Consider the following 20,463-nt stretch of genomic DNA (forward strand, 5'->3'; position numbering starts at 1 on the left):
TCCAACTTGCTCTGCTGTTGGGGTTATGATTAGCTGACTAATAATTAGTTTTTTATACTTATAAGAGTCGTTCCATCATGTCGTTATCTGATCAACATCGTTTTGCTATGCAAATTGCACAAATGTCACGCGCCTGGCGCGCCGAGCTGGACCGGCGGTTAGTCGGCCTCGGGCTTTCTCAGGCACGCTGGCTGGTGCTGTTGCACTTGGCCCGTTTTGCTGAGTTGCCGACGCAGCGTGAACTCGCGCAAAGCGTGGGTGTTGAGGGGCCGACATTGGCACGCTTGCTTGATAGCCTTGAAGCGCAAGGCTTGGTCAGTCGTCAGGCCGTGCCTGAAGATCGTCGCGCCAAGAAAATTGCCCTTAGCCCGCAAGCTGAACCTTTGATCAAGAAAATCGAAGCGATTTCTACTGAGTTGCGCCAAGAGCTCTTTGCCGGCATCGACGAAGAGGAATTGGACCGCTGCCAGCAGGTCCACGCCAAAATTCTGAGCAACTTAGAGCGGCGCTAAACCTTCCACGTACAAGCATCAGAAGTTGCGAGCAGCTCACCCACGCCAGTGAGTTGCTCTTGCTGATGGGTACGTTTATTCTGTTAAAACTGTGATGTAGTTCAATTTAATCCGTCGAGCTGATTTTTCTTTCCTAACCTTGAATCGCTGATGGCAGTTTGCCTTTGATTGTGCTCGGGAGCCTGAAGGCTCCCGAGCACAATGGCTATACTGTTCCTGCAGCCGGGTTGTACAGGGGGCGTAACTCCTGATCGAGGATCTATAGCTACAGACAGATTCATTGCACGACAGGTCGCGCGCAATGCGTGGGCGATGAATGCTGAGTTGCTAAGCGTCAGGGAGAATCCATGTCTCGAGTTCGTCACGTATTGATCGGTCTAGCCTCCAGCTCGGCACTTTATTCCAGTTTTGCAGCTGCACTTGGACTCGGTGAAATCACCCTGCACTCGGCTTTGAATCAACCACTCGAAGCGGATATCCAACTGCTGCAAGTGGGTGACCTGAATGCGAGTGAAATCAGGGTAAAACTGGCCTCTGCAGATGCGTTCAGTCGCTCTGGAGTTGAGCGTTTTGTTTTTCTCAATGACCTGAGATTTACCCCGTCACTGGGTAACGGTCGCAATATTATTCGGGTTACCTCGAATCAAGCTGTGCGCGAGCCATACCTGAACTTTATTGTCGAAGTCTCGCGGCCAAACGGCCAACTGTTGCGTGAGTACACGGTGTTGCTTGACCCACCAACTACTCCGGCTTACGGCTCTGCTTCGCCCGCGCCAAGCGGCCAATACAGTGCCCCCGCAGCCACTTCAACTGCAACTCGCGCATCCGTGCCAGCGCGAGCACAAGGTTATGTGCCTCAGGCACCGAGCGTGACGCCTGCGATTCTGCTCGGCCAAACGCATCAGGTGCGCAGTGGCGAGAGCATGTGGCAGATCGCATCTGAATTGCGCAATCAAGGTAGCACTGCTTCGCAGCAGTCCTTGATCAATGATATCTACGCCCTGAATCCGCAGGCGTTTGCCAACGGTGATATCAATCGACTTAAAGCTGGGGTTAATTTGCGCCTGCCGGACAGTGCTATTGGCGCATCGGCCAGCAACACAGATCCAGCGCCGGTTAGTGAGTCTGAAGTATCAACAAGTGCAGCCACTGCAACTGATAGCCGCACAACGGATGCTGTTGTAAGTGCAAATCAACAAGATACCTCCGGGCAGGCTGAAAGCTTGGCGCAAATCCAGCGGCGTCTGGATCTTGAGCTGGCTAGCCAGACCAGCGAGAGTCTGCGACTGCAACAGCGCTTTGCCGAACTGCAAGAACAGGTTAAGGCCTTGCAAGCTCAAGTCGATGCCAAGGATCAACTGTTGGCTCAATTGCATTCACAAGTAAACGCTGGCCCAGCGTTACAAACTCAGGGTGGTGATCAACCTCAAGTCATTACGCCCGCGCCGGTAGAGGAGGTTGAGCAGCCAACTGACTGGATGAACTACCTGTATGGCGTTCTCGCGTTATTGTTGGCTGGGTTATTGGTGCTCTTGTGGCGCTCCAAGCATGAGCAGCCTGCGCCACAAGAGGCATCGGCTGGGTCCGTGGCCAGCAATGAACTGGCACAGCTTGAGCCATCAGAGCCGCTGTTTCAGCCTGTCTCGACCAGTCGGCCAGCGCTCGCTGTTGCGTCAACCCGTCAGGCAACTGCGGTCGATGCCGTCGAGGGCGCAAATATTTACATCACTTATGGTCGTTATCCTGAGGCGGTAAGTTCGTTACGCAAGGCATTGCTGGTTCACCCGGAGCGTCACGATATTCGCTTTCGCTTGCTGGAAGTTCTGGCATTGCAAGGTGATGCACAAGGCTTTCAGGCCGAGGAGCGCGCTCTGCGTCAGAGCACATTTGCATCTGAGCGCATTGATCAACTGAACGCACGTTATCCGCAACTGCTGGACAACCCTGGCTCGGAGCTTGATTTCGATGCCTTAGAACTGGATGAGCTGCCTGAGTCGAAACCCGCGCAGAGCAGTGCAGATGACTATCAACTCAATCTTGATGATTTGTCGTTGGACGCGGACTGGGATTTGGTCAGCCCATTCCCTGCAAAATCCAAGGCGAAGCCGCTCAAGCCTGAGCACGTTGATATAGACACCAACTTGCGCGATCTACCCGGTCTCGAAGAGCTGGCGCATGACGATGACGCGTTCGCCACACTGACAGCAGAAAATGATGCGGCGCTTGAGGCCTGGTTTGAGGATGAGCCGGAGAGATTCCTGACCAATGTCGATGATCTGGCTCACCTCGACAGCAACGCCAGCAATATGACCAAGCTCAATCAAGCGCTGGCCTACATCGAGCAAGGCAGTATCGAAAGTGCCTGCGACATTCTCAATGAAGTACTCAACGATGGTGATGACAAGCAAAAGCAGGAGGCCCGTGAGCTGCTGGCTAAGATTGCTTGAGTCGGTGAGCCACAACTGTGCATGATGCCGCTGAAGCCAACCTCTGAGAGGCCGGGGCTTTATTACAGATCAAACCGGCTAACACCGGTTACTATGGGCTATCCGTGACAGTTGAGAACGACTATGCCTAGCGCAAAACCTGAAATTACCATCACATACTGCACGCAGTGTCAGTGGTTGCTCCGCTCCGCTTGGCTGGCCCAGGAACTGCTTTCAACCTTCGCCGATGATCTGGCTAAAGTAACCCTTGAGCCTTCGACGGGGGGCGTGTTCAAGATCGTCTGCAATGGCGTGCAAATCTGGGAGCGCAAGGCCGACGGCGGTTTTCCCGAGGCCAAGGTGCTCAAGCAGCGGGTGCGCGATCAGTTTGATCCGCAGCGCGATCTCGGCCACAACGATGACCGCAAGATCCACTGAAGTTTTTCAGCAGAGGCAACGCTGCTTACTTGGCCTGACGTGCGGACACAACGATTGCCAAGATGATCAAGGTGCCGCCAGCGAGCATGCGCAAGGTCGGCTGTTCGCTGAATAACCACCACGCAAACGCGATGCCATAGACCGGCTCCAAGGCAAATATCACCGCGGCGGTACGTGCTTTTATCACGCGTAGGCTGGCTACGAATAAGCTGTGCGCAAGGCCCGTGCAGAACACCCCCAGCAGTGCCAGCCAGAACCAATTGATCAGACTGATTTCGGGCAGGTGCTGCCAAGCCATTGGCATAAGCACCAACATGACTGTCAGGTTTTGGCACAGTGCCGCTTTTACCGGGTCCAAGCCTTGGGTGCTGGCGCGGTTGAGTAGTGATAGCAGCGCAAACAAAAAGCCGGATAACACCGCCCAGAGCAAGCCAACGTTGGTATCACTGCTGAGGTTAAAGTCGGGTGTTACCAGAATCAAACCAAGGCATACCACACCAACCATCAGGTACTCGATCCTACGGGTGCGCTCCCGAAACAACACGCCTTCGAGAATGACGGTGAAGGCCGGGAAACTGGCAAAACCAAGAGTTGCGATGGCCACGCCTGAAACTTTCACCGATTCAAAGAAGGTAATCCAATGGCTACCCAGTAATAGCCCGCCAAGTGCTAATAAACCCAGTTGGCGAGCGCTCGGAAGTTGCCCACGTGACTGGCTCGACAGTTGCGCAAACAAGGCCAGCGCGAGTACCGCAAATACGGCCCTGCCAGCTGAAATATTCAACGGCGTGGTGGTGGCTAGCTTGCCAAAAATACCTGAAAGGCCGAAGAGCAGGGCGCCCAGGTGAATGGCGAGTAATGCTTTACGTTCAGTCATGCCAGGCGTGCACCATTGGCGACGGGTTTGTCGAAGCTTGCCAGCACCACCTTGTTATCGTCGTCGTAAACGCCGGTGACCAACACTTCTGAGCGAACCCCTGCGATGCGTTTAGCTGCGAAATTACACACGCACAATACTTGGCGGCCGATGAGGTCTTCGACCTGATAATGAGCGGTGATTTGTGCGCTTGAGGTTTTGATTCCGAGTTCGCCTAGGTCAATTTCGAGTACATATGCAGGCTTGTTTGCCCTGGGATTCGGTGCAGCCGCAATAATGCTGCCGACGCGTAATTCAATTCGCTCAAAGTCTTGCCATTCAATCTGCTGCATAGCGCCCCCAATTAGTTTCTTCGCGCCATTCTAGAGCGCGCTTCAGAGGGCGTCTGTCGCAGGAATATTGATTTTTATCTAGCGACTACTGTGCGGCCGGCGAGGTGCGGCCGGCTAGGTGTGGCCTGCTTGGCGTGGCACAGCCTGTGTAGCACGAATCGAACGTGCTGTGCAGCCCAGATGGCGCGACAACGCAGCCGTGAAAGCGCTTTGCGATGAGTAGCCAACACGCGCAGCAATTTCACCGACAGCAAGGCTGCTGCTTAAAAGCATCTGACGGGCCAATTCGAGACGTTGATTGCGCACGTATTCCATGGGTGTCTGGCCGGTTTCAACCAGGAAACGGCTGTGAAAGTGCGCGGTAGAGAGCCCAGCCAAGCGTGCAAGGTCCGCCACTTGGAGCGGGTGGGCTGCATGCTCATGGATATACCGGTCGATTGCATGCAGGGGCAAGCGGGGTTCGCTGGCATGCTTGCAAGACTGCTCACTCACAAGGCTTGCAAGCAACAATGCCGCCCCTTGCTCGGCAATCACCGGGTCGTTGATCGGACTGGCTGCCAGCCAACCAACCAGTTGCCCTTGTGCAGTGTTAAGCGACAGCGCTTGGCTGCTGTCGATCAGTCGTAGGCTAGCGTCAGCATGTGTGCCTAGACGTTCTTTGAGCCAACGTTCAGAGGGGATATCCAGCACCAGACAATCACTGCCCGCGGGGCTGCCACAGGCATGTTGGGCTGCTGCAGGGACTACCGCCACACAATGTCGAGTCACCCGGCTACCGACGCCTGCCACTTCGAACTCGAGTTGGCCGTTGAGGCCGAACACTAATTGCGAGTGATCGTGGCTATGGCTCAGCAGGTCATGGCTGTAGTGACGCAGTGAAAGTAGCGGCTGCATATCAATAGCTCCCTTTTAGGTCGAGCAATAGTATCAGCAGAACCAACATGCCAGCAGAACCAACATATCAGCAGGCACGTGAGTGTACGGCTGTGTGTTTGTCATTGAATTGAAGTCATAGCGTCATATTGCGTTCACCGGCCTCAAGCAAGCTCAATAAAACTCTGCCTGAGGTTGCCGCAATGACAAGTGCACAGTTGATCAAGCCAAGCCAGAAGCAACGTGTCAGGACCTTATGGATCTCTGACGTCCACTTGGGTACACGTGATTGTCAGGCAGAACACCTGTCAGCCTTCCTCAAGCGTTATCAGGCGGACAAAGTGTATCTGGTTGGCGACATTATCGACGGCTGGAAACTGCGCAGCGGTGTTTACTGGCCACAGTCGCACAGTAACGTCATTCGGCGGTTGTTGACCATGAGCAAGCGTGGCACGGAAGTGATCTATGTCACCGGCAACCATGACGAATTTCTACGCCGTTATTCAAAGCTGATTCTTGGCAATATACATCTGGTCGACGAAGCAGAGCATGTCACGGCAGACGGCCGCCGGTTGCTGGTGATTCACGGTGATCAGTTCGACGTGATCACGCGTTATCACCGCTGGTTGGCGTTTCTTGGCGATTCAGCTTACGAGTTCACCCTGACGTTGAACCGCTGGTTGAATCACTGGCGCCGGCGTTATGGCTACGGTTACTGGTCGCTATCGGCCTACCTCAAGCACAAAGTGAAGAGCGCAGTTAACTTCATCAGTGACTTCGAACAAGCAATCACCCATGAGTGTGCAAAACGCGGTTTTAACGGCGTGGTTTGCGGGCATATTCACCATGCTGAAATTCGTCCGATGGGTGAAGTCGAGTACATGAACTGCGGCGATTGGGTCGAGTCATGCACTGCATTGATCGAACACCTTGACGGGCACATCGAGCTTTATCGTTTGGCTGACGATCAACTGCGTCAGGCGCAGCAGCGCGCAGAAAATACGCCGGCTGTTGAGCCCGTTGCATGAGGATTCTGATCGTCAGCGATGCATGGGCGCCACAGGTTAACGGCGTGGTGACCAGTCTGCAGGCTTTGATTGGCGAACTGCATAACATGGGCCATCAGGTAAAACTTTTATCGCCAGCCGATTTTCGCTCGATCCCATGCCCGACGTATCCAGAAATTCCGTTGGTTTGGAATACCTGGCGAGTCGGTTCTGCGATCAAGGCTTTCCAGCCTGACTGCGTGCACCTGGCCACAGAAGGACCGCTTGGTTGGGCCGCGCGACGCTGGCTGAAAAAGCGCAATCTGGCTTTTTCCAGTGCGATTCACACACGGTTCCCTGAGTACGTCAGTGCACGCTTTGCCTGGATACCGTTGAGCTGGGGCTATGCCTATTTACGTCACTTTCATCGACCCAGTCAGGCGGTTTTGGTGACTACTGAGCATTTGCGTAGCGAGTTTTCTGCTTGGGGTTTGCAGCGTTTGAAACTCTGGCGAAAAGGGGTCAATTGCCAAGTGTTTAAACCAAAGGCGGTTGAGCTTGAAGCTCAGTCTGTGCCGGTCTTTCTCTACGTTGGCCGCCTTGCTCCGGAGAAAAATCTTGAAGCTTTTCTTCGCCTCGATTTGCCCGGTATCAAACGGGTAGTCGGGGACGGGCCACAACGCGAAGCATTGCAGCAGCAATATCCGCAGGTTGAATTTTTGGGTTATCAGCACGGTCAAGCACTGACCGCCGCGTATCAACAAGCAAGTGTGTTGGTATTCCCCTCGCTAACTGATACCTATGGTTTGGTCATGCTTGAAGCATTGGCCTGTGGCACGCCGGTCGCTGCGTTTGCGGTGCGCGGGCCGCTTGAAGTATTGCAACAGGGCATCACCGGCTATATGCATGAAGACCTTGGCAAAGCGTGCATAGAGGCGCTGAGCTTGAGTCGGGAGCGCTGCGCTGCAGAGGCCGCCAAGCAATCGTGGAAGGTTTCAGCGCAAGAGTTTTTGGCTGAGCAGCCTTTAGTTGATGGTGAGTTGTGTGCTCCCCAGCAGTTGCTGACTTAATCACTTCCTACGCAAGGACCAGCGGTTAACGCTTAAATAGACGGCCTGCAGGCAACTTTTAAGTTGTTAGGTATTAGGGAGCTTCTGAAAAAGGTAGCGAGCGACGATAGTACAAGGCAAAAAAATGCGAAAAAGCGACCGAGGTCGCGCTCGACTTTAGTTGGCCTAAATGAGCATTTTGAGCAGTTTTTTAACGCAGTAATATCTAGCGCAGTAGTTTTTCAGAGGTTCCTTAGCGGTGCTGTCCGTTAAAGGATTACCTTGTCGCGCAGTTCCTTGGCAGCCTGTTGCAGGGCCTGAATCACGCGTTCCTTATCGAAGTTCTGAATGCCGTTGGTGTCCAGGTACATGGAGAAACCGGGCAGCTCATGTTCGACGTAACTTGAGGTTGCGCCAAGGTCGCGACGGAAATCGACTACTTGGTAAATCTGCACTGGGCGAGTGAATCCCTTGACGCTGATCTGGCCCTTGTCGCGGCACATGATGACGTCTTTGACCAGTGAGTAGGTCTCGTGCGAAATCAGGATTTCGCCTGATTCAGCCGCACTTTCCAGGCGGCTGGCAAGGTTCACGTCGCGTCCGATTATGGTGTAGTCCATTCGCGTGTCAGCGCCGAAGTTACCGACAGTGCAGTAGCCAGTATTGAGACCCATACGAATTTCGAGGGGTTTGGTTATGCCCTGAGCACGCCATTGCTGGCGTAGCACTTTCATGTGCTTGCGCATGGCGATGGCCATTGAAACGGCTGCAACGGCGTCTTTCTTCGCGCCTTTGCTGGCTGGGTCGCCAAAGAACACCATGACACTGTCACCAATGAATTTGTCGATGGTGCCGCCGTATTTCAGGCAGATCTTCGACATTTCATTGAGGTAGGTGTTGAGAAGGTCGGTCAGTGCTTCTGCCTCGAGCTCTTCAGAGAGTTCGGTGAAACCTTTGATATCGGAGAAAAACACCGTGAGCTTTTTGCGTTGAGTCCCCAGTCGCACGGTTTTTTTACCGCTGAAAATCGATTCCCAGACTTGCGGAGACAGGTACTTGGCAAGGTTGCGCGCAAGCCGCGCAGCTTTTTCTTGTTCGCGCCGGATGTCACTTCGCACCTGAGCCAGATGCAGACCCTGTTGGTGGACAAAGTAGGCGGTAATGGTGATGTAGAACGTGGTGAACAGGATGGACACCAAAGATACGAGTGTTGGGGTTTGGCCAGCGAAGTTCGGGCCTACCAACGCAGATAACGCCAAGGTGCTGATCAGCGTGGTGACCAGTGCCAGCCCCATATTGCGCAAGCCACCGACAACCAGTGAGCTAAACAGCAGTGTCAGCAGGCTCATCAGGCTCAGGACTGGGGAAAAATTCAGCAGAACGGCCAGGCAGCCACAGTGTATGGAGTCGACAAGCATCAAGCCTTGGGTGGTTTTTTCGGGATAGTCTCGCTTGTAGCGTTGACTGACCTGATGCGCTAAATGCGGATAAAGCAGGGCGTAAGGAACAATCCACAAAATGCTGTATTCGAAATACTGTGCGTACGTCCCCGCTGCAATACTGGCTGCGACAGAAATGTAGGCCAGAATCCGCGAGTAATACTCCCGCATGAGTGGTGCCGGCAACACACGGGGCTGGTTAGCGGTGCGAACAGTCATGGTACGGCGATGATCCCTGATGTTGGAACGCCTCTAGGTGGGCGTTAAATTGACCAGAATCTACGATATAGACCTCGGCCAGACAGGGATCATAACTAAGCATGGCTTACCCGCCAAGCGGCAATGACGAATGCATCATTTTGGCGGATTACTGGTTGTCACAGCGCTTTATCAGGCGCTTTTTTTAACATCACGGTAAATGGAGCTTTTAGGTTGGGCAAATACACGCCGTAACATCGGTTCAAAAAATGCGAGCGGTAACGCCTCGTACTCAGGATCAAAGGCCGAGGCGTCATATTTGGCGCAGAAATCGATAGTCGCCTGGTACTGCGGATGGTCTTTGAATTGCTCACGCAAATGACGATCCATGCCCAGGTGATGAAAGAAGTAGTAGCCCTGAAAGATTGCGTGTTTTTCGACTATCCAATGATTTTCGGCACTGACAAAGGGTTTGAGCATGGCCGCAGCAATGTCGGCATGGTTGTAGCTGCCCAATGTGTCACCAATATCATGCAGCAGGGCGCAAACTACATACTCTTCGTCGCGGCCATCCCTGTGTGCGCGAGTTGCGGTTTGTAGTGAATGGGTCAGACGGTCAACAGGAAAACCGCCAAAGTCGCCGTCCAGCAGCTTTAGGTGCGTGATAATGCGATCAGGCAGTTGATCTGCAAAGGCGCGAAAGTCTTTGGCGATAATTGCCCAGTCATCTTCAGTGCCGTTTTCCATATGGGTGAAACGCGCGTGCATATTCATTACTGAGCCCCTCGTATTTATGGATCTTCTGAAAAAGGCAGCGAGCGAAGGTAGTACAAGGCAAAAAAGTGCGAAAAAGCGCAGTTTAGTTGTTCTAAATGAGCATTTTGAGCAGTTTTTTAACGCAGTAATATCTAGCGCAGTAGTTTTTCAGAGATTCCTTAGAATTTAATGCGGCCGGTGCAGACATCTTTGAACATCACCCAGTCACCCATTAATGAGTACAGCGGGTACTTGAAGGTTGCCGGGCGATTTTTTTCGAAGACAAAGTGACCAACCCAGGCAAAGCCGTACCCCACCAGGGGGATTGCCAGTAACCACAGCCATTGCTGGCTGAGTAAGCTGTAAGCCACAATCAATAGAACCAGTGTGCTGCCTGCATAATGCAACCGGCGGCAGGTCGGGTTGCTGTGTTCTTGCAGGTAATAAGGGTAGAACTCAGCAAAAGAGTGAAAACGTTCAGTCGTTTGGGCAGTCATGGTGTGCCTCCTATTATTATTTTAGTCAGACCTTGGCTATTGGTTAGAGTCTAGGCTCCGCGCGGCTATTAACCAGTGACATTAAGTGCCACATTACTATCCTTACCCGCCATTGCGTTCCGCCTTGATATGTCGGTATACAATTAGCCAGTTGGATTCATAAAATAAGAAACCTCAATGAGTGAACGGACAACATCATCGAATTGGGCTCTAGGCATCGTTCAGGCGCTGGAAATGGGCGGGGTGGACTGTCGTTCGATTTTCCCCGAGCTAGGCCTTGATTACGCCTCACTGGAAGACCCGGAAGCGCGATTTCCCCAGGATGGCATGACCCGGCTGTGGACGCGTGCCGTCGAACTATCAGGCAATCCGGCGATTGGCTTGAACATGGCTAAAGTAGTGCGTCCAGCCTCGTTTCATGTGGTTGGCTATGCATTGATGTCGAGCAGCTCACTGAAAGAAGGTCTGGCGCGGCTGGTTCGCTACCAGCGAATCATTGCCGAAGGCGCAGACTTGGGCTTCAGACCAACCCCTGATGGCTATGAACTCGTGCTGGCGATTCATGGCGATCGTCTGCCGCCAGCACGCCAAAGCGCAGAGGCGTCACTGGCTTATGCATTGGCTTTTTGCCGTTGGATGACCGGTAAGCTGATTCGCCCTCGCAGGATTCTTTTACAAGGTGATCCGCCCGCGGATATCGAGCCGTTTCAGCAGGTGTTTCAAGCGCCGCTGGAGTTCAATGCCAGCCATTATGCCTTGCTGTTTGAGCGAGCCGACATGGAGATGCCGCTGCCCACTGCCAACCCGTCGTTGGCGCAATTGCATGATCGTTTTGCCGGTGAGTTTCTGGCGCGGTTTTCAGAAAGCCGGGTGACTCATCAGGCCCGTCAAGTGATTTGCCGATTGCTGCCGCAAGGTGAGCCGAAGCGGGAGGTTGTCGCGCAAACCTTGCACATGTCGCAACGTACGCTGCAACGCCGTTTACAGGAGGAGGGCACCAGCTTTCAGCAGTTGCTTGACGATACCCGCTGTGAACTTTCGCAACAGTACCTTGCGCAGCCGAACCTGACCTTGCTGGAGATTTCTTATCTGTTGGGGTTTGCTGACCCGAGTAACTTCTTTCGGGCGTTTCGCCGCTGGTTTGAGTTAACGCCCAGCGAGTATCGGGCACGCATGTGACCCTGCCGTCCGGTGGACACGCTTCGGGTGTCACACCCTATGTAGGGAGGACAACGCCTTTTTTGTCCGCCATTGCCGTGGGGTATTTGCCAGATGTATCTGGACAAGCTTGGCGTTGTTCTGGCGTTTAATGGCGCCAGAACGAAGGCATCAGCACCACCATCACCGTCAGGATTTCCAGGCGACCGAGCAGCATGCCGCAGGTAAGAATCCATTTGGCGGTATCAGGCAGGCTGGAGAAATTCCCGGCAGGGCCAATGATCGGTCCCATGCCCGGGCCGACGCCGGAGACAGTACTGGCCGCACCGCTAAGTGAGGTTATCCAGTCCAGCCCACACAGGCTCAAACCCAGCGCCATCACGGCGATGGTGGTGGTGAAGAAGAATGAGAAGGTCAAGATCGAGCGGACGATGTCTTCGTCGAGCCGGTGTTGGTTGTATTGCTGTTTGATCACTGCGCGAGGATGAACCAGCTGTTTAAGGTTGGCCTTGAGCAGGATGTAGGCGACTTGGAAGCGGAAGATCTTCAAGCCTCCCGCAGTTGAGCCCGAGCAGCCACCAATAAACCCCAGGTAGAAAAACAACATCCCAGCAAAGCCGCCCCAGAGAGTGTAATCACCCAATGCAAAGCCGGTGGTGGAGATAATCGAGGTGGTGTTTACCGCAACGTGGCGTACTGCTTCCAGCCAGTGCAAGTCTGTGGTTAGCGCATACCAAGTGCCTAGCATGATCCAGGTACTGAGCAAAATACCTAGAAAGCCGCGTACTTGTTGGTCGTAGTACAGCGCACGAAAGTTACCACGCAGCGCTGCAACATAAAGCACGAATGGCAGGCTGCCGAGAATCATCAGTAACACGGTTACCCAATGCACGGCCGGTTGTTGCCAGTGGCCAATTGAGCTATCTGAAGTTGAAAAACCGCCAGTGGCGATGGCCGACATGGTGTGGTTGATCGCGTCAAACCAGCCCATACCCGCTAGCCACAATGCCACAACACCGAAAATGCTCAGGCCGACATAGGCCGCGACCATATATTTGGCGACCATATGTGAGCGCGGCATGATTTTGTCGGAACGGTCGGATGACTCAGTCTGGAACAGGCGCATCCCACCAATGCGCAGCATCGGCAGAATGGCGACAGCCATGGCAATGAAGCCGACGCCACCCAGCCAGTGCAGCAGTGAACGCCAAATCAGGATGCCCGGCGACATGTCGTCCAGACCATTCAGTACGGTCGCGCCGGTTGCGGTAATACCCGACATACTTTCAAACAGCGAGTCGGTAATGCTCATATGTTGGCTGAAAATAAACGGCAGCGTGGCAAACAGGCAAACCATTACCCAACTCGAAACCGTCAGCATGTACATGTCACGTGGGCGAAGTTGCGAAGCTTGCTGGCGGTTGCGGCCTTGAGCAATGAGGGTTAACCCACTAAGAAAGGTGATCAGGCTTGACCATAAAAACGAATTGATTTCGTAAGGGCGCTCAAACACCAGCAAGGTGATGACAGGCACCAACATGCTTACCGACAGAGTGACCAGAAACACGCCATTGATGAAAGCGAGAATGCGCACTGTCGATTTAGACATCCAGTTCAGCCCTTGCGCGCAACATAGATTTCATCTTGAAACCGGCTTCCATGTGATTGGTATTTTTGTACTTTAGTCTGCTGATATCAGTGGCGCCAAAATGAGCGAGTGACCAATACCAGTACGGTCAGAATTTCCAGTCGACCAAGTAGCATGCCCAAGGTCAATAACCATTTGGCCGCGTCAGGCAGGCTGGCAAAGTTTCCGGCCGGGCCAATAATAGGGCCTAAGCCCGGACCAACGTTACACACTGCTGTTGCTGCGCCGGTAAGGGCGGTAATCCAATCAAGCCCCAGCAGCGCCAGGCCCAATGCAATAACGCCAATGGTGATGGTGAAAAAGAAAGAAAAGGTAATCAGCGAGCGAACGATATCTTCGTCGAGGTTGTGGTTGTTGTACTGTTGCTTGATCACCGCGCGCGGGTGTACCAGTTGTTGCAAGTTGGCGCGCAGCAGTACATAGGCCACCTGAAAACGAAAGATTTTCAATCCGCCAGCAGTTGAGCCCGAGCAGCCGCCGATAAACGTCAGGTAGAAGAACAGCATCACTGCGAAACTGCCCCACAGCGTGTAGTCGCCCAAGGCGAAACCAGACGTGGTGACCACCGAGGTCACGTTAACCGCAACGATGCGCACAGCGTCCATCCAGCTATAGTCTGAATGGGTCCACAACCAAGTGCCGAATACCAGCCAGGTTACAACCAGAAAGCCAAGAAAGCCGTGAACCTGATGGTCTCGAACCAGTGCGTGACGGTTGCCTCGAACGCTGGCAACGTACAGGGTGAAGGGCAGGCTACCGGAAATCATCATCACTACAGCAACCCAATGCACCGCGGGTTGATCCCAATGGGCGAGCGATGAGTCAGAAGTTGAATAGCCGCCAGTCGAAATTGAGGTCATCGCATGGTTGATCGCCTCAAATGGCGTCATGCCGGCCAGCCAGTAGCTGACAAAGCCAATCAGTGTCAGGCCCAGATAGACGATAAGGATGGATTTGGCAGCCATATGCGAGCGCGGCATGACTTTCTCGCCCCAGTCCGATGATTCGGTCTGGAACAGGCGCATACCACCAACTCTCAGCAGCGGCAGAATCGCAACCGCCATACCAATAAAGCCGATGCCGCCAAGCCATTGCAGCATTGAGCGCCAGATCAGCAGGCCAGGGGATGCAGTGTCGAGCCCGCTAAGTACGGTTGAACCGGTGGTGGTGATGCCCGACATGGTTTCAAAAAATGCATCGGTGTAGCTGATGTGATGGATTTGCACCATGGGCAATGCCGCAAATATGCAGACCACCAGCCAGCTGCCAGTGGTCAGCAGGTACATGTCACGCGGGCGCAACTGAGCGTTTTCGGGGCGGCCGGGAATAACCAGCGCCATGCCTGCAACGGCGGTAATCAGGCTTGACCAGAGGAATGGGTCGAGGTCTTCGGTACGTCCATATACCAGGAGCGTCAGCAGAGGAATCATCATGCTGAGTGCCAGAGTCAATAAAAAGATACCGAGGATGAAGCCAATTATTCGTAGTGTCGCCAAGGCCATATAGGGGGCTCAAGTGGAGGACAGACGGAAAGTCGCAAAGGGCGCCATTCTACTCGGGAGAAGAAAGCTGTACACCAACAATCAACTTTGCTTTACAACGCCTTCGGTAAGCATAGAATAGCCGCCAGGTGCCGGCCCTTGCCGGTTTCTGAGTCCTTATAATCATGTCTGAAACTAATCCTTGTTTAACGTGTGGCGCTTGCTGCGCGTATTTTCGTGTGTCTTTCTTTTGGGGCGAGTGCCAATCTGCTGGCGGCACGGTGCCGGATGATCAAGTTGTTCTGATTACTCCGCAACGTGTTGCCATGCGTGGTACCGAGCATAAACCAGCACGCTGTAATGCACTGCTGGGGAATGTGGGCGAAGGGGTGCGTTGTACCTTATATGAGCATCGTTCCAGCCCGTGCCGTGATTTTGAGGCATCCTGGGCTAATGGCGAACATAACCCGCGTTGTGATGATGCACGCAAGGCTTATGGTTTGCCGCCGCTGACACCGCCGGTACAGCCGAGCGTGTCGCCGGATCGAGTCGCTTAAACGCTACCTAGACGACGAAATATCAATACGCCCAGAGGTTAGCCTCTGGGCGTATTTTTTTGCCCTGCCACAACTGGCGCAGCAGCTTTCAATGGTTGCTGGGTGAAGGCAGTTTGTTTGAGGTTTTCCCCACAGGCTTTCTTGTAAGCTTTAAAATTCAGCTTCATGTTTTGCCAGAGGTGATCGATGGACGCGCTAGATGCACTTATAAACCGAGTTTCTGTTCCGCGCTTGAGCGAGCCTGCTCCTGATGCTGAGCAGCGGGAGATGTTGTTTCGTGCGGCATTGCGAGCCCCGGATCACGGGCAGTTGAGACCTTGGCGATTTTTAACGGTGGAGGGTGATGCACGCAAACAACTCGGTGAGCTGTTTGCTGAGGCGCTATCGGCTTCTGCTGAGCAACCTAGCGTGGAAGCGCTAAATAAGGCCCATGCAATGCCATTGCGCGCGCCGTTGCTGGTAGTGGTCATCGCCAGCGTTAAAGAGTCGCCGAAAGTACCTGCGCAAGAGCAAATAATTGCCGCGTCCTGCGCGGCACATAGCATTTTGCTGGCGGCACATGCTCAAGGAATTGGCGCTGTATGGCGTACCGGCGATATGGCAACCAATGCGCACGTAGCCGCTGGCCTGGGTTTGTCAGCCAACGAGCAGGTCGTGGCCTATCTGTATCTGGGAACCCCAGAGCGTGAGCTACGTACACCGCCAACATTGAATGTCGATGACTTTGTCAGTGCTTGGTCACGTTAGCTGCACGCCACTGCCTGAACACGCCACTGCCCGAAAATGTCAGGATTTTGCATCAGTCTGAGTTGAAATGATCAGGCTGGCGCAAAAGCCGCCTTGTACATGATTTTCCAGCACCAGCTTGCCGCCATGGCGTTCAACCGCTCGGCGTGCAATCGCTAAACCCAAGCCGTGGCCGGGTGCTGTTTGCCCGGGTGCGCGGAAAAAAGGCTCGCCCAGTTGCTTCAGGTGTTGCTTGTCAACGCCGGGGCCGTGGTCGCGTACCTGGATAACAACTGCGCCATCTTTCATCTGCGCGTTCACTTCAATCGGCTCGCCTGGCGGATTGAAGCGCAGGGCGTTACGCAGCAGGTTGTCCAGTGCGCGCTCAAGCATATTTGGCCAGCCGGTGAGTTCCAGCCCGGGCGCTATATTGATATCAACCCGTTGTTCCGGGGCACTGATCTGCACGTATTCAAGCAGCTTTTGCAGGACTGCTTGAAGTTTGATCTGTTGCACAGCCCCCGGGTTGGCATCCAGGCGAGCGAGCTCGAGAATTTCGCTGATCAGTGCTTCAAGGCGATCGCACTCTTTGGTGAGTCGCGGCCATAGCTTTTCACGTTCTTCAGCGCTGGCACGTTCTGCCAGTGCAATTGCAATGCGCAGACGCGCCAGTGGCGAGCGCAGTTCGTGCGAGACATCGCGCAATAACTGGCGCTGGCTGCCGATAAGACCTTGCAACCGAGCGCCCATGCGATTGAAGTCATTTGCCAGCACGCCCAGCTCATCACGACGTTTGGACAGGTGCGCAAGGCTGTTTTGCTGATAACTGGTCTGGCCGAGGTCATGCACTGCGCCGCGCAGGCGGTCAAGTGGGCGGGTAATTGACAGTGTCAGTAACAGGCTAAGGGCGGTCAAGACCACCAGAGCAATGACCAATGCACTGATTGGCCAGATCAGGCTGTCGCGGTGCCAGCTGTTGAGCACCGGATAAGGTATTCGGTAAATAAACAGGTAAGTCTTGTTTGTGGTTGGGCTGATGTATTCAGTGGTCAGACGCCGCCATGGCAGGCGCTTGTTCTTCTGACGTGATTCGAAGGCGGCTGCGCGCGCTGGGAAAGTGCCAGGGACTAGTTGTTGGCCGTTTTCGCCAAGCACTTGCACGTCGATCTGGTATTGCTCTTTGTGCTGCCTGAGGAATGCCTGTGCTGGAAGTTTGCCAGAGCTTTCATAGCGTTCGGTCCATGTCTCGGCAATGCCCTGTAGTGCAGGGGTATTGTTGAGAATCCAGCTGTCCTGATTCAGCGCTCGGCCGAGTAACATCGATAAGCCGGCAACCAAGGCAATAGCCAGCCAGAAACTAGCAAAAATGCGCCAGAACAATGACCGCACAAGTAACTCCTTGATGCAGTCAGGCCCGGCAGCGTAATGCTGTCGGGCCTAACAGTTGAGTGGTAAGCCCCGTCAGGCGAGGCTGTGGTCTGGCTATTTACTCAGCTTTAGCTTGAGTCTCAGCCTTGGCTTTGTGCTTTGCTGCACGACGCTCTTCCATCTTCTTCACGTGTGCATCAAACTTTTTTTGCTGCTCTGGTGTGAGCAGGCTACGCATCGCCGCCTGCTGCTTGTCGAAAGACGCTTTAAGCTCGGCTTTCATTGCTTGCTGCTCTTTCTCTGGCAGTTTGTCCAAGTAGCGCTTGGTGATGTCATGGCGAGTTTTCATCTGTTCGCCCATCAGTTTGCGCATGTCTTGGCGCTGTTCTTTGTTCAGGTCCAGATCTTTGAATATGGGTGCGCCGCGATGGCCTGGGCCTTTGCCGTCATGGTGGCCGCCGTCAGTTGCAGCCATGGCCAGGGTTGGCAGAGTCAGGGCGAGTAGTACTGCAGTGAGTGTCTTGCGCATGTTGTTTCTCCTAATCTCAAGGCCGGTTCGTTACCGGATGAGCTCAGTTTATGCAGGTCTCGGTCAAGCGCAGTCAGCGAATGGTAAAGCCAAGGTAAAGATCACCAGGCAAGACCTGGGTGTTTTAAACGCTGTAGTAATAGCCGCGGCTGCGCAGAGCCATAATGCGTGGGCGGCCGTCGGGGTGGGGGCCGATCTTCTTGCGCAGGTTGCTGACGTGCATGTCCAGGCTGCGGTCGTAGAGCGTAAGTTTGCGGCCCAAGGCCAATTGCGCCAGTTCTTGCTTGTCGACCGGTTCGCCCGGTTGATGCAGCAATGCCTCAAGCACCCGGCTTTCAGAGAGCGTCAGCAGTACCTCGGTTTCACCAATATTGACCACGCCCCGCGCAGGGCTGTGTTGCAGATCGCCCAAAGACTGCTGCTGGGGTGTGGTTGCGGCTGCTGTGGTGCTGCGGCGTAGAACGGCCCGCAAGCGCGCTGTTAATTCGCGCGGATCACAGGGCTTGGCCAAGTAATCATCAGCGCCTAGTTCAAGACCGAGGATACGGTCGAGTGGCTCGCCTCGTGCTGAAAGCATCAGCACCGGCAGATCGGCATGCTCGCTACGCAGTTTTTTGAGCAGCTCAAGACCACTGCCGTCAGGCAGCATCACGTCGAGCACCACGGCGTCTGGAGACAAATGGCTGAGGGCTTCGCGAGCCTGCTGGCCGTCATGGCAGGCAGTAACGGCAAAGCCTTCTTGGGTCAGCCAATTGCTCAGCAGCTCACAAAGCTCGACATCATCGTCAATGAGTAAAAGTGCGCTCATGTTGATTAATTAGTCCATTCACGACGGCTGCGGCGGCTACCACGCAAAATTGCGCCAATAATCACGCCGAGTAGCCCAGAGCCAGCTCCGACCGCAAACCATTGCTGGCGTTCACTTATTAGTGGCGGAGGTGTTTGTGCCTGAGCCGTTTTAAGTTGCAGTTTAAGTCGTTGGTTATCTTGACGCAGGCGTTGCAGCTGGGCGCTTTCGCGTTCTGTACTTTGACCTTGCAATTGCTCGGTAAGTTGAGCGCGTTGGTCTTCGCTCAACGCCAGGCGTTGTTCCAATGCATCGATACTGGCTTGTGCGGTTGCCGGTTCGTCAGGCGCCTGCTCTGCGTACAGGAAGGTCGGGAGCAAACAGGTGGCAAGTAACAAGATGAGCTTAGTAGGGCGCATTGGAACTCCGTTGTCCGCTACTGTTTATTGGCTGGTGCTTGGCGTTGTTGTGGTTATGGCAGTACGAGCTTAAACGGTTTAACCAGTACGGAACTATAGACACCCGCCGCTTTAAACGGGTCGGCATTGGCCCAGTCCTGGGCTGCAGTGAGCGAGTCAAACTCAGCTACGATTAAACTACCGGAGAAACCAGCGCTGCCAGGGTCGTTGCTATCAATTGCCGGGTGCGGGCCTGCGAGAATAAGGCGGCCTTCAGTTTTAAGTTGCTCAAGACGGGCAAGGTGCGCAGGGCGCGAAGACATGCGGTTTTCCAGGGAGTTTTCTACATCAGTGGCGATAATGGCGTAGAGCATCTCAATCCTTAGTCAGTAATGGGCGCAGGGGCCTGAAGCTTAAGTGATGGGGCTGGTGTGCGGCTCAATCAATTATATAGCCGTAGATCATAGCGCTTTGGCTTTTAAAAACAGCTGTTTGCGACTCAACTCAGCAAGAATCCGCATCTGTCGGCATAATATCAACCATAAATTACTGAGATATGCCCATATGGATGTTGATTTACATTGTCACAGCACTGCATCCGATGGCGCACTGGCGCCAGCAGTGGTCGTGGCCCGGGCACATGAGCGTGGGGTTAAGCTCCTTGCTCTGACCGATCACGATACGATCGAAGGCCTTGCTGAGGCGCACTCCGCTGCGAACGAGCACGGCATGCAGTTGGTCAACGGTATTGAGTTGTCCTGCATGTGGGGCGGCGCGACCATTCATGTATTGGGCTATGCCTTTGCCAGTGATGCGCCAGCATTGAATCAGGCGATTGAAGACTTGCATCATGGTCGCTGGCTGCGCGCTGCTGAAATTAGCCAGCGTCTTGAAGCTAAAGGTATGCCGGGTGCGCTTGAGGGCGCGCGAGCGATTCAGCAAGAGTTAGGCGACAGTGGCAATGCTCCCGCGCGGCCGCATTTCGCCGAGTTCATGGTCCGCGCAGGCTTTGTAAAAGACCGCGCAGAAGCGTTTCGCAAGTGGCTTGGCTCCGGCAAGTTAGGGGATGTGAAGCAGCATTGGCCTGCACTTGATGACGCCGTCGCGACCTTAAAACAGGCCGATGCATGGATTAGTCTGGCGCACCCGTGGCAGTACGACTTTACTCGTAGTAAGCGACGCCGTTTGGTGGCAGCGTTTGCAGAAGCGGGCGGGCATGCCTTGGAGGTGTGCAACGGCATGCAGCCAGCTGAGCAAGTGGGAGGGTTAGCCATCTTGGCACGCGAGTTTGATCTGCTGGTCAGCGCTGGCAGTGACTTTCATGCACCGGGCAATTGGTCTGAACTGGGCATGTATCGCCCTGTACCTGAAGACCTCTCGCCACTTTGGGCGCGTTTTGAGCATGTCCGACAATCAGCAATCATTTGA

Annotated in this window: 22 protein-coding genes; 9 read left to right on the forward strand and 13 right to left on the reverse strand. The window is 54.2% G+C overall.

Translation table 11 applies throughout. The features are described from left to right. Window positions 1–77: 77 nt before the first annotated feature. From B9K09_RS08520 to B9K09_RS08530, 3 genes are all read left to right on the forward strand, one after another. Window positions 78–512 carry a MarR family transcriptional regulator gene (locus B9K09_RS08520; RefSeq protein ID WP_087516403.1) on the forward strand — a complete coding sequence of 145 codons (435 nt, stop codon included), beginning with the start codon at window positions 78–80 and terminating at the stop codon, window positions 510–512. A 347-nt stretch (window positions 513–859) separates the two neighbouring features. Then, entirely contained in the window at window positions 860–2,959 is a 2,100-nt protein-coding gene (locus B9K09_RS08525) for a FimV/HubP family polar landmark protein (protein WP_087516404.1), read from the forward strand. A 123-nt stretch (window positions 2,960–3,082) separates the two neighbouring features. Beyond that, a complete protein-coding gene (locus B9K09_RS08530) occupies window positions 3,083–3,376 on the forward strand; it encodes a SelT/SelW/SelH family protein (RefSeq protein ID WP_087516405.1) in 294 nt (97 codons plus the stop codon). Window positions 3,377–3,401: 25 nt separating this feature from the next. Here the strand turns inward: B9K09_RS08530 and B9K09_RS08535 are convergent, their stop codons facing one another. The 3 genes from B9K09_RS08535 to B9K09_RS08545 all read right to left on the reverse strand — a co-directional run bounded on the left by B9K09_RS08535 (window position 3,402) and on the right by B9K09_RS08545 (window position 5,479). Next, window positions 3,402–4,253: a DMT family transporter gene (locus tag B9K09_RS08535; RefSeq protein WP_087516406.1), complete on the reverse strand. Its 852-nt coding sequence runs from the start codon at window positions 4,251–4,253 to the stop codon at window positions 3,402–3,404. After that, window positions 4,250–4,585: a tRNA-binding protein gene (locus tag B9K09_RS08540; RefSeq protein WP_087516407.1), complete on the reverse strand. Its 336-nt coding sequence runs from the start codon at window positions 4,583–4,585 to the stop codon at window positions 4,250–4,252. The genes B9K09_RS08535 and B9K09_RS08540 overlap by 4 nt, the downstream gene beginning before the upstream one ends. A gap of 114 nt (window positions 4,586–4,699) precedes the next feature. Continuing rightward, entirely contained in the window at window positions 4,700–5,479 is a 780-nt protein-coding gene (locus B9K09_RS08545) for an AraC family transcriptional regulator (protein WP_087516408.1), read from the reverse strand. A gap of 182 nt (window positions 5,480–5,661) precedes the next feature. Here B9K09_RS08545 and B9K09_RS08550 point away from each other — a divergent pair, with 182 nt between their 5' ends. Both B9K09_RS08550 and B9K09_RS08555 read left to right on the forward strand, forming a co-directional pair. Then, window positions 5,662–6,486, forward strand: coding sequence for a UDP-2,3-diacylglucosamine diphosphatase (locus B9K09_RS08550; protein WP_087519040.1), 825 nt, complete (start codon window positions 5,662–5,664; stop codon window positions 6,484–6,486). After that, window positions 6,483–7,514, forward strand: coding sequence for a glycosyltransferase family 1 protein (locus B9K09_RS08555; protein ID WP_087516409.1), 1,032 nt, complete (start codon window positions 6,483–6,485; stop codon window positions 7,512–7,514). The genes B9K09_RS08550 and B9K09_RS08555 overlap by 4 nt, the downstream gene beginning before the upstream one ends. 248 nt (window positions 7,515–7,762) lie before the next feature. On the opposite strand, the gene B9K09_RS08560 is transcribed toward B9K09_RS08555, so the two are convergent. From B9K09_RS08560 to B9K09_RS08570, 3 genes are all read right to left on the reverse strand, one after another. After that, window positions 7,763–9,151, reverse strand: coding sequence for an adenylate/guanylate cyclase domain-containing protein (locus tag B9K09_RS08560; RefSeq protein WP_087516410.1), 1,389 nt, complete (start codon window positions 9,149–9,151; stop codon window positions 7,763–7,765). Window positions 9,152–9,322: 171 nt separating this feature from the next. Continuing rightward, window positions 9,323–9,904 (reverse strand): HD domain-containing protein, encoded by a 582-nt coding sequence (locus tag B9K09_RS08565; RefSeq protein ID WP_087516411.1) that lies wholly within the window; start codon window positions 9,902–9,904, stop codon window positions 9,323–9,325. Between the two features lie 161 nt (window positions 9,905–10,065). Beyond that, window positions 10,066–10,383, reverse strand: a complete 318-nt coding sequence (locus B9K09_RS08570) for an Mpo1-like protein (RefSeq protein WP_087516412.1) — start codon at window positions 10,381–10,383, stop codon at window positions 10,066–10,068. A 177-nt stretch (window positions 10,384–10,560) separates the two neighbouring features. On the opposite strand from B9K09_RS08570, the gene B9K09_RS08575 reads away from it, so the two are divergent. Continuing rightward, a complete protein-coding gene (locus tag B9K09_RS08575; protein WP_087516413.1) occupies window positions 10,561–11,562 on the forward strand; it encodes an AraC family transcriptional regulator in 1,002 nt (333 codons plus the stop codon). Between the two features lie 127 nt (window positions 11,563–11,689). On the opposite strand, the gene B9K09_RS08580 is transcribed toward B9K09_RS08575, so the two are convergent. Together B9K09_RS08580 and B9K09_RS08585 are read right to left on the reverse strand one after the other, a co-directional pair. Further along, window positions 11,690–13,150: a TrkH family potassium uptake protein gene (locus B9K09_RS08580; RefSeq protein WP_087516414.1), complete on the reverse strand. Its 1,461-nt coding sequence runs from the start codon at window positions 13,148–13,150 to the stop codon at window positions 11,690–11,692. Between the two features lie 86 nt (window positions 13,151–13,236). Beyond that, complete coding sequence (locus B9K09_RS08585) at window positions 13,237–14,691, reverse strand: TrkH family potassium uptake protein (protein WP_087516415.1); 1,455 nt, start codon at window positions 14,689–14,691, stop codon at window positions 13,237–13,239. Window positions 14,692–14,855: 164 nt separating this feature from the next. Here B9K09_RS08585 and B9K09_RS08590 point away from each other — a divergent pair, with 164 nt between their 5' ends. Together B9K09_RS08590 and B9K09_RS08595 are read left to right on the forward strand one after the other, a co-directional pair. Further along, window positions 14,856–15,227, forward strand: a complete 372-nt coding sequence (locus B9K09_RS08590; RefSeq protein WP_087516416.1) for a YkgJ family cysteine cluster protein — start codon at window positions 14,856–14,858, stop codon at window positions 15,225–15,227. Between the two features lie 186 nt (window positions 15,228–15,413). Beyond that, complete coding sequence (locus tag B9K09_RS08595) at window positions 15,414–15,974, forward strand: nitroreductase family protein (protein WP_087516417.1); 561 nt, start codon at window positions 15,414–15,416, stop codon at window positions 15,972–15,974. A 39-nt stretch (window positions 15,975–16,013) separates the two neighbouring features. On the opposite strand, the gene B9K09_RS08600 is transcribed toward B9K09_RS08595, so the two are convergent. From B9K09_RS08600 to B9K09_RS08620, 5 genes are all read right to left on the reverse strand, one after another. Then, the gene (locus B9K09_RS08600; protein WP_087516418.1) at window positions 16,014–17,342 is read right to left on the reverse strand and encodes a HAMP domain-containing sensor histidine kinase; all 1,329 of its coding nucleotides are present in this window, start codon (window positions 17,340–17,342) and stop codon (window positions 16,014–16,016) included. 97 nt (window positions 17,343–17,439) lie between these two features. Next, complete coding sequence (locus B9K09_RS08605; RefSeq protein ID WP_087516419.1) at window positions 17,440–17,850, reverse strand: Spy/CpxP family protein refolding chaperone; 411 nt, start codon at window positions 17,848–17,850, stop codon at window positions 17,440–17,442. A gap of 124 nt (window positions 17,851–17,974) precedes the next feature. Beyond that, window positions 17,975–18,658 carry a response regulator transcription factor gene (locus tag B9K09_RS08610; RefSeq protein ID WP_087516420.1) on the reverse strand — a complete coding sequence of 228 codons (684 nt, stop codon included), beginning with the start codon at window positions 18,656–18,658 and terminating at the stop codon, window positions 17,975–17,977. 5 nt (window positions 18,659–18,663) lie between these two features. Continuing rightward, entirely contained in the window at window positions 18,664–19,056 is a 393-nt protein-coding gene (locus tag B9K09_RS08615) for a translation initiation factor 2 (RefSeq protein ID WP_087516421.1), read from the reverse strand. A 53-nt stretch (window positions 19,057–19,109) separates the two neighbouring features. Next, window positions 19,110–19,409: a YciI family protein gene (locus tag B9K09_RS08620; RefSeq protein ID WP_087516422.1), complete on the reverse strand. Its 300-nt coding sequence runs from the start codon at window positions 19,407–19,409 to the stop codon at window positions 19,110–19,112. Window positions 19,410–19,599: 190 nt separating this feature from the next. Between B9K09_RS08620 and B9K09_RS08625 the strand changes: the two genes are divergently transcribed. Beyond that, window positions 19,600–20,463 carry a PHP domain-containing protein gene (locus tag B9K09_RS08625; RefSeq protein WP_087516423.1) on the forward strand — a complete coding sequence of 288 codons (864 nt, stop codon included), beginning with the start codon at window positions 19,600–19,602 and terminating at the stop codon, window positions 20,461–20,463.

Origin of the sequence: Pseudomonas sp. M30-35, assembly GCF_002163625.1 — a bacterium.
Classification (GTDB): Bacteria; Pseudomonadota; Gammaproteobacteria; order Pseudomonadales; family Pseudomonadaceae; genus Aquipseudomonas.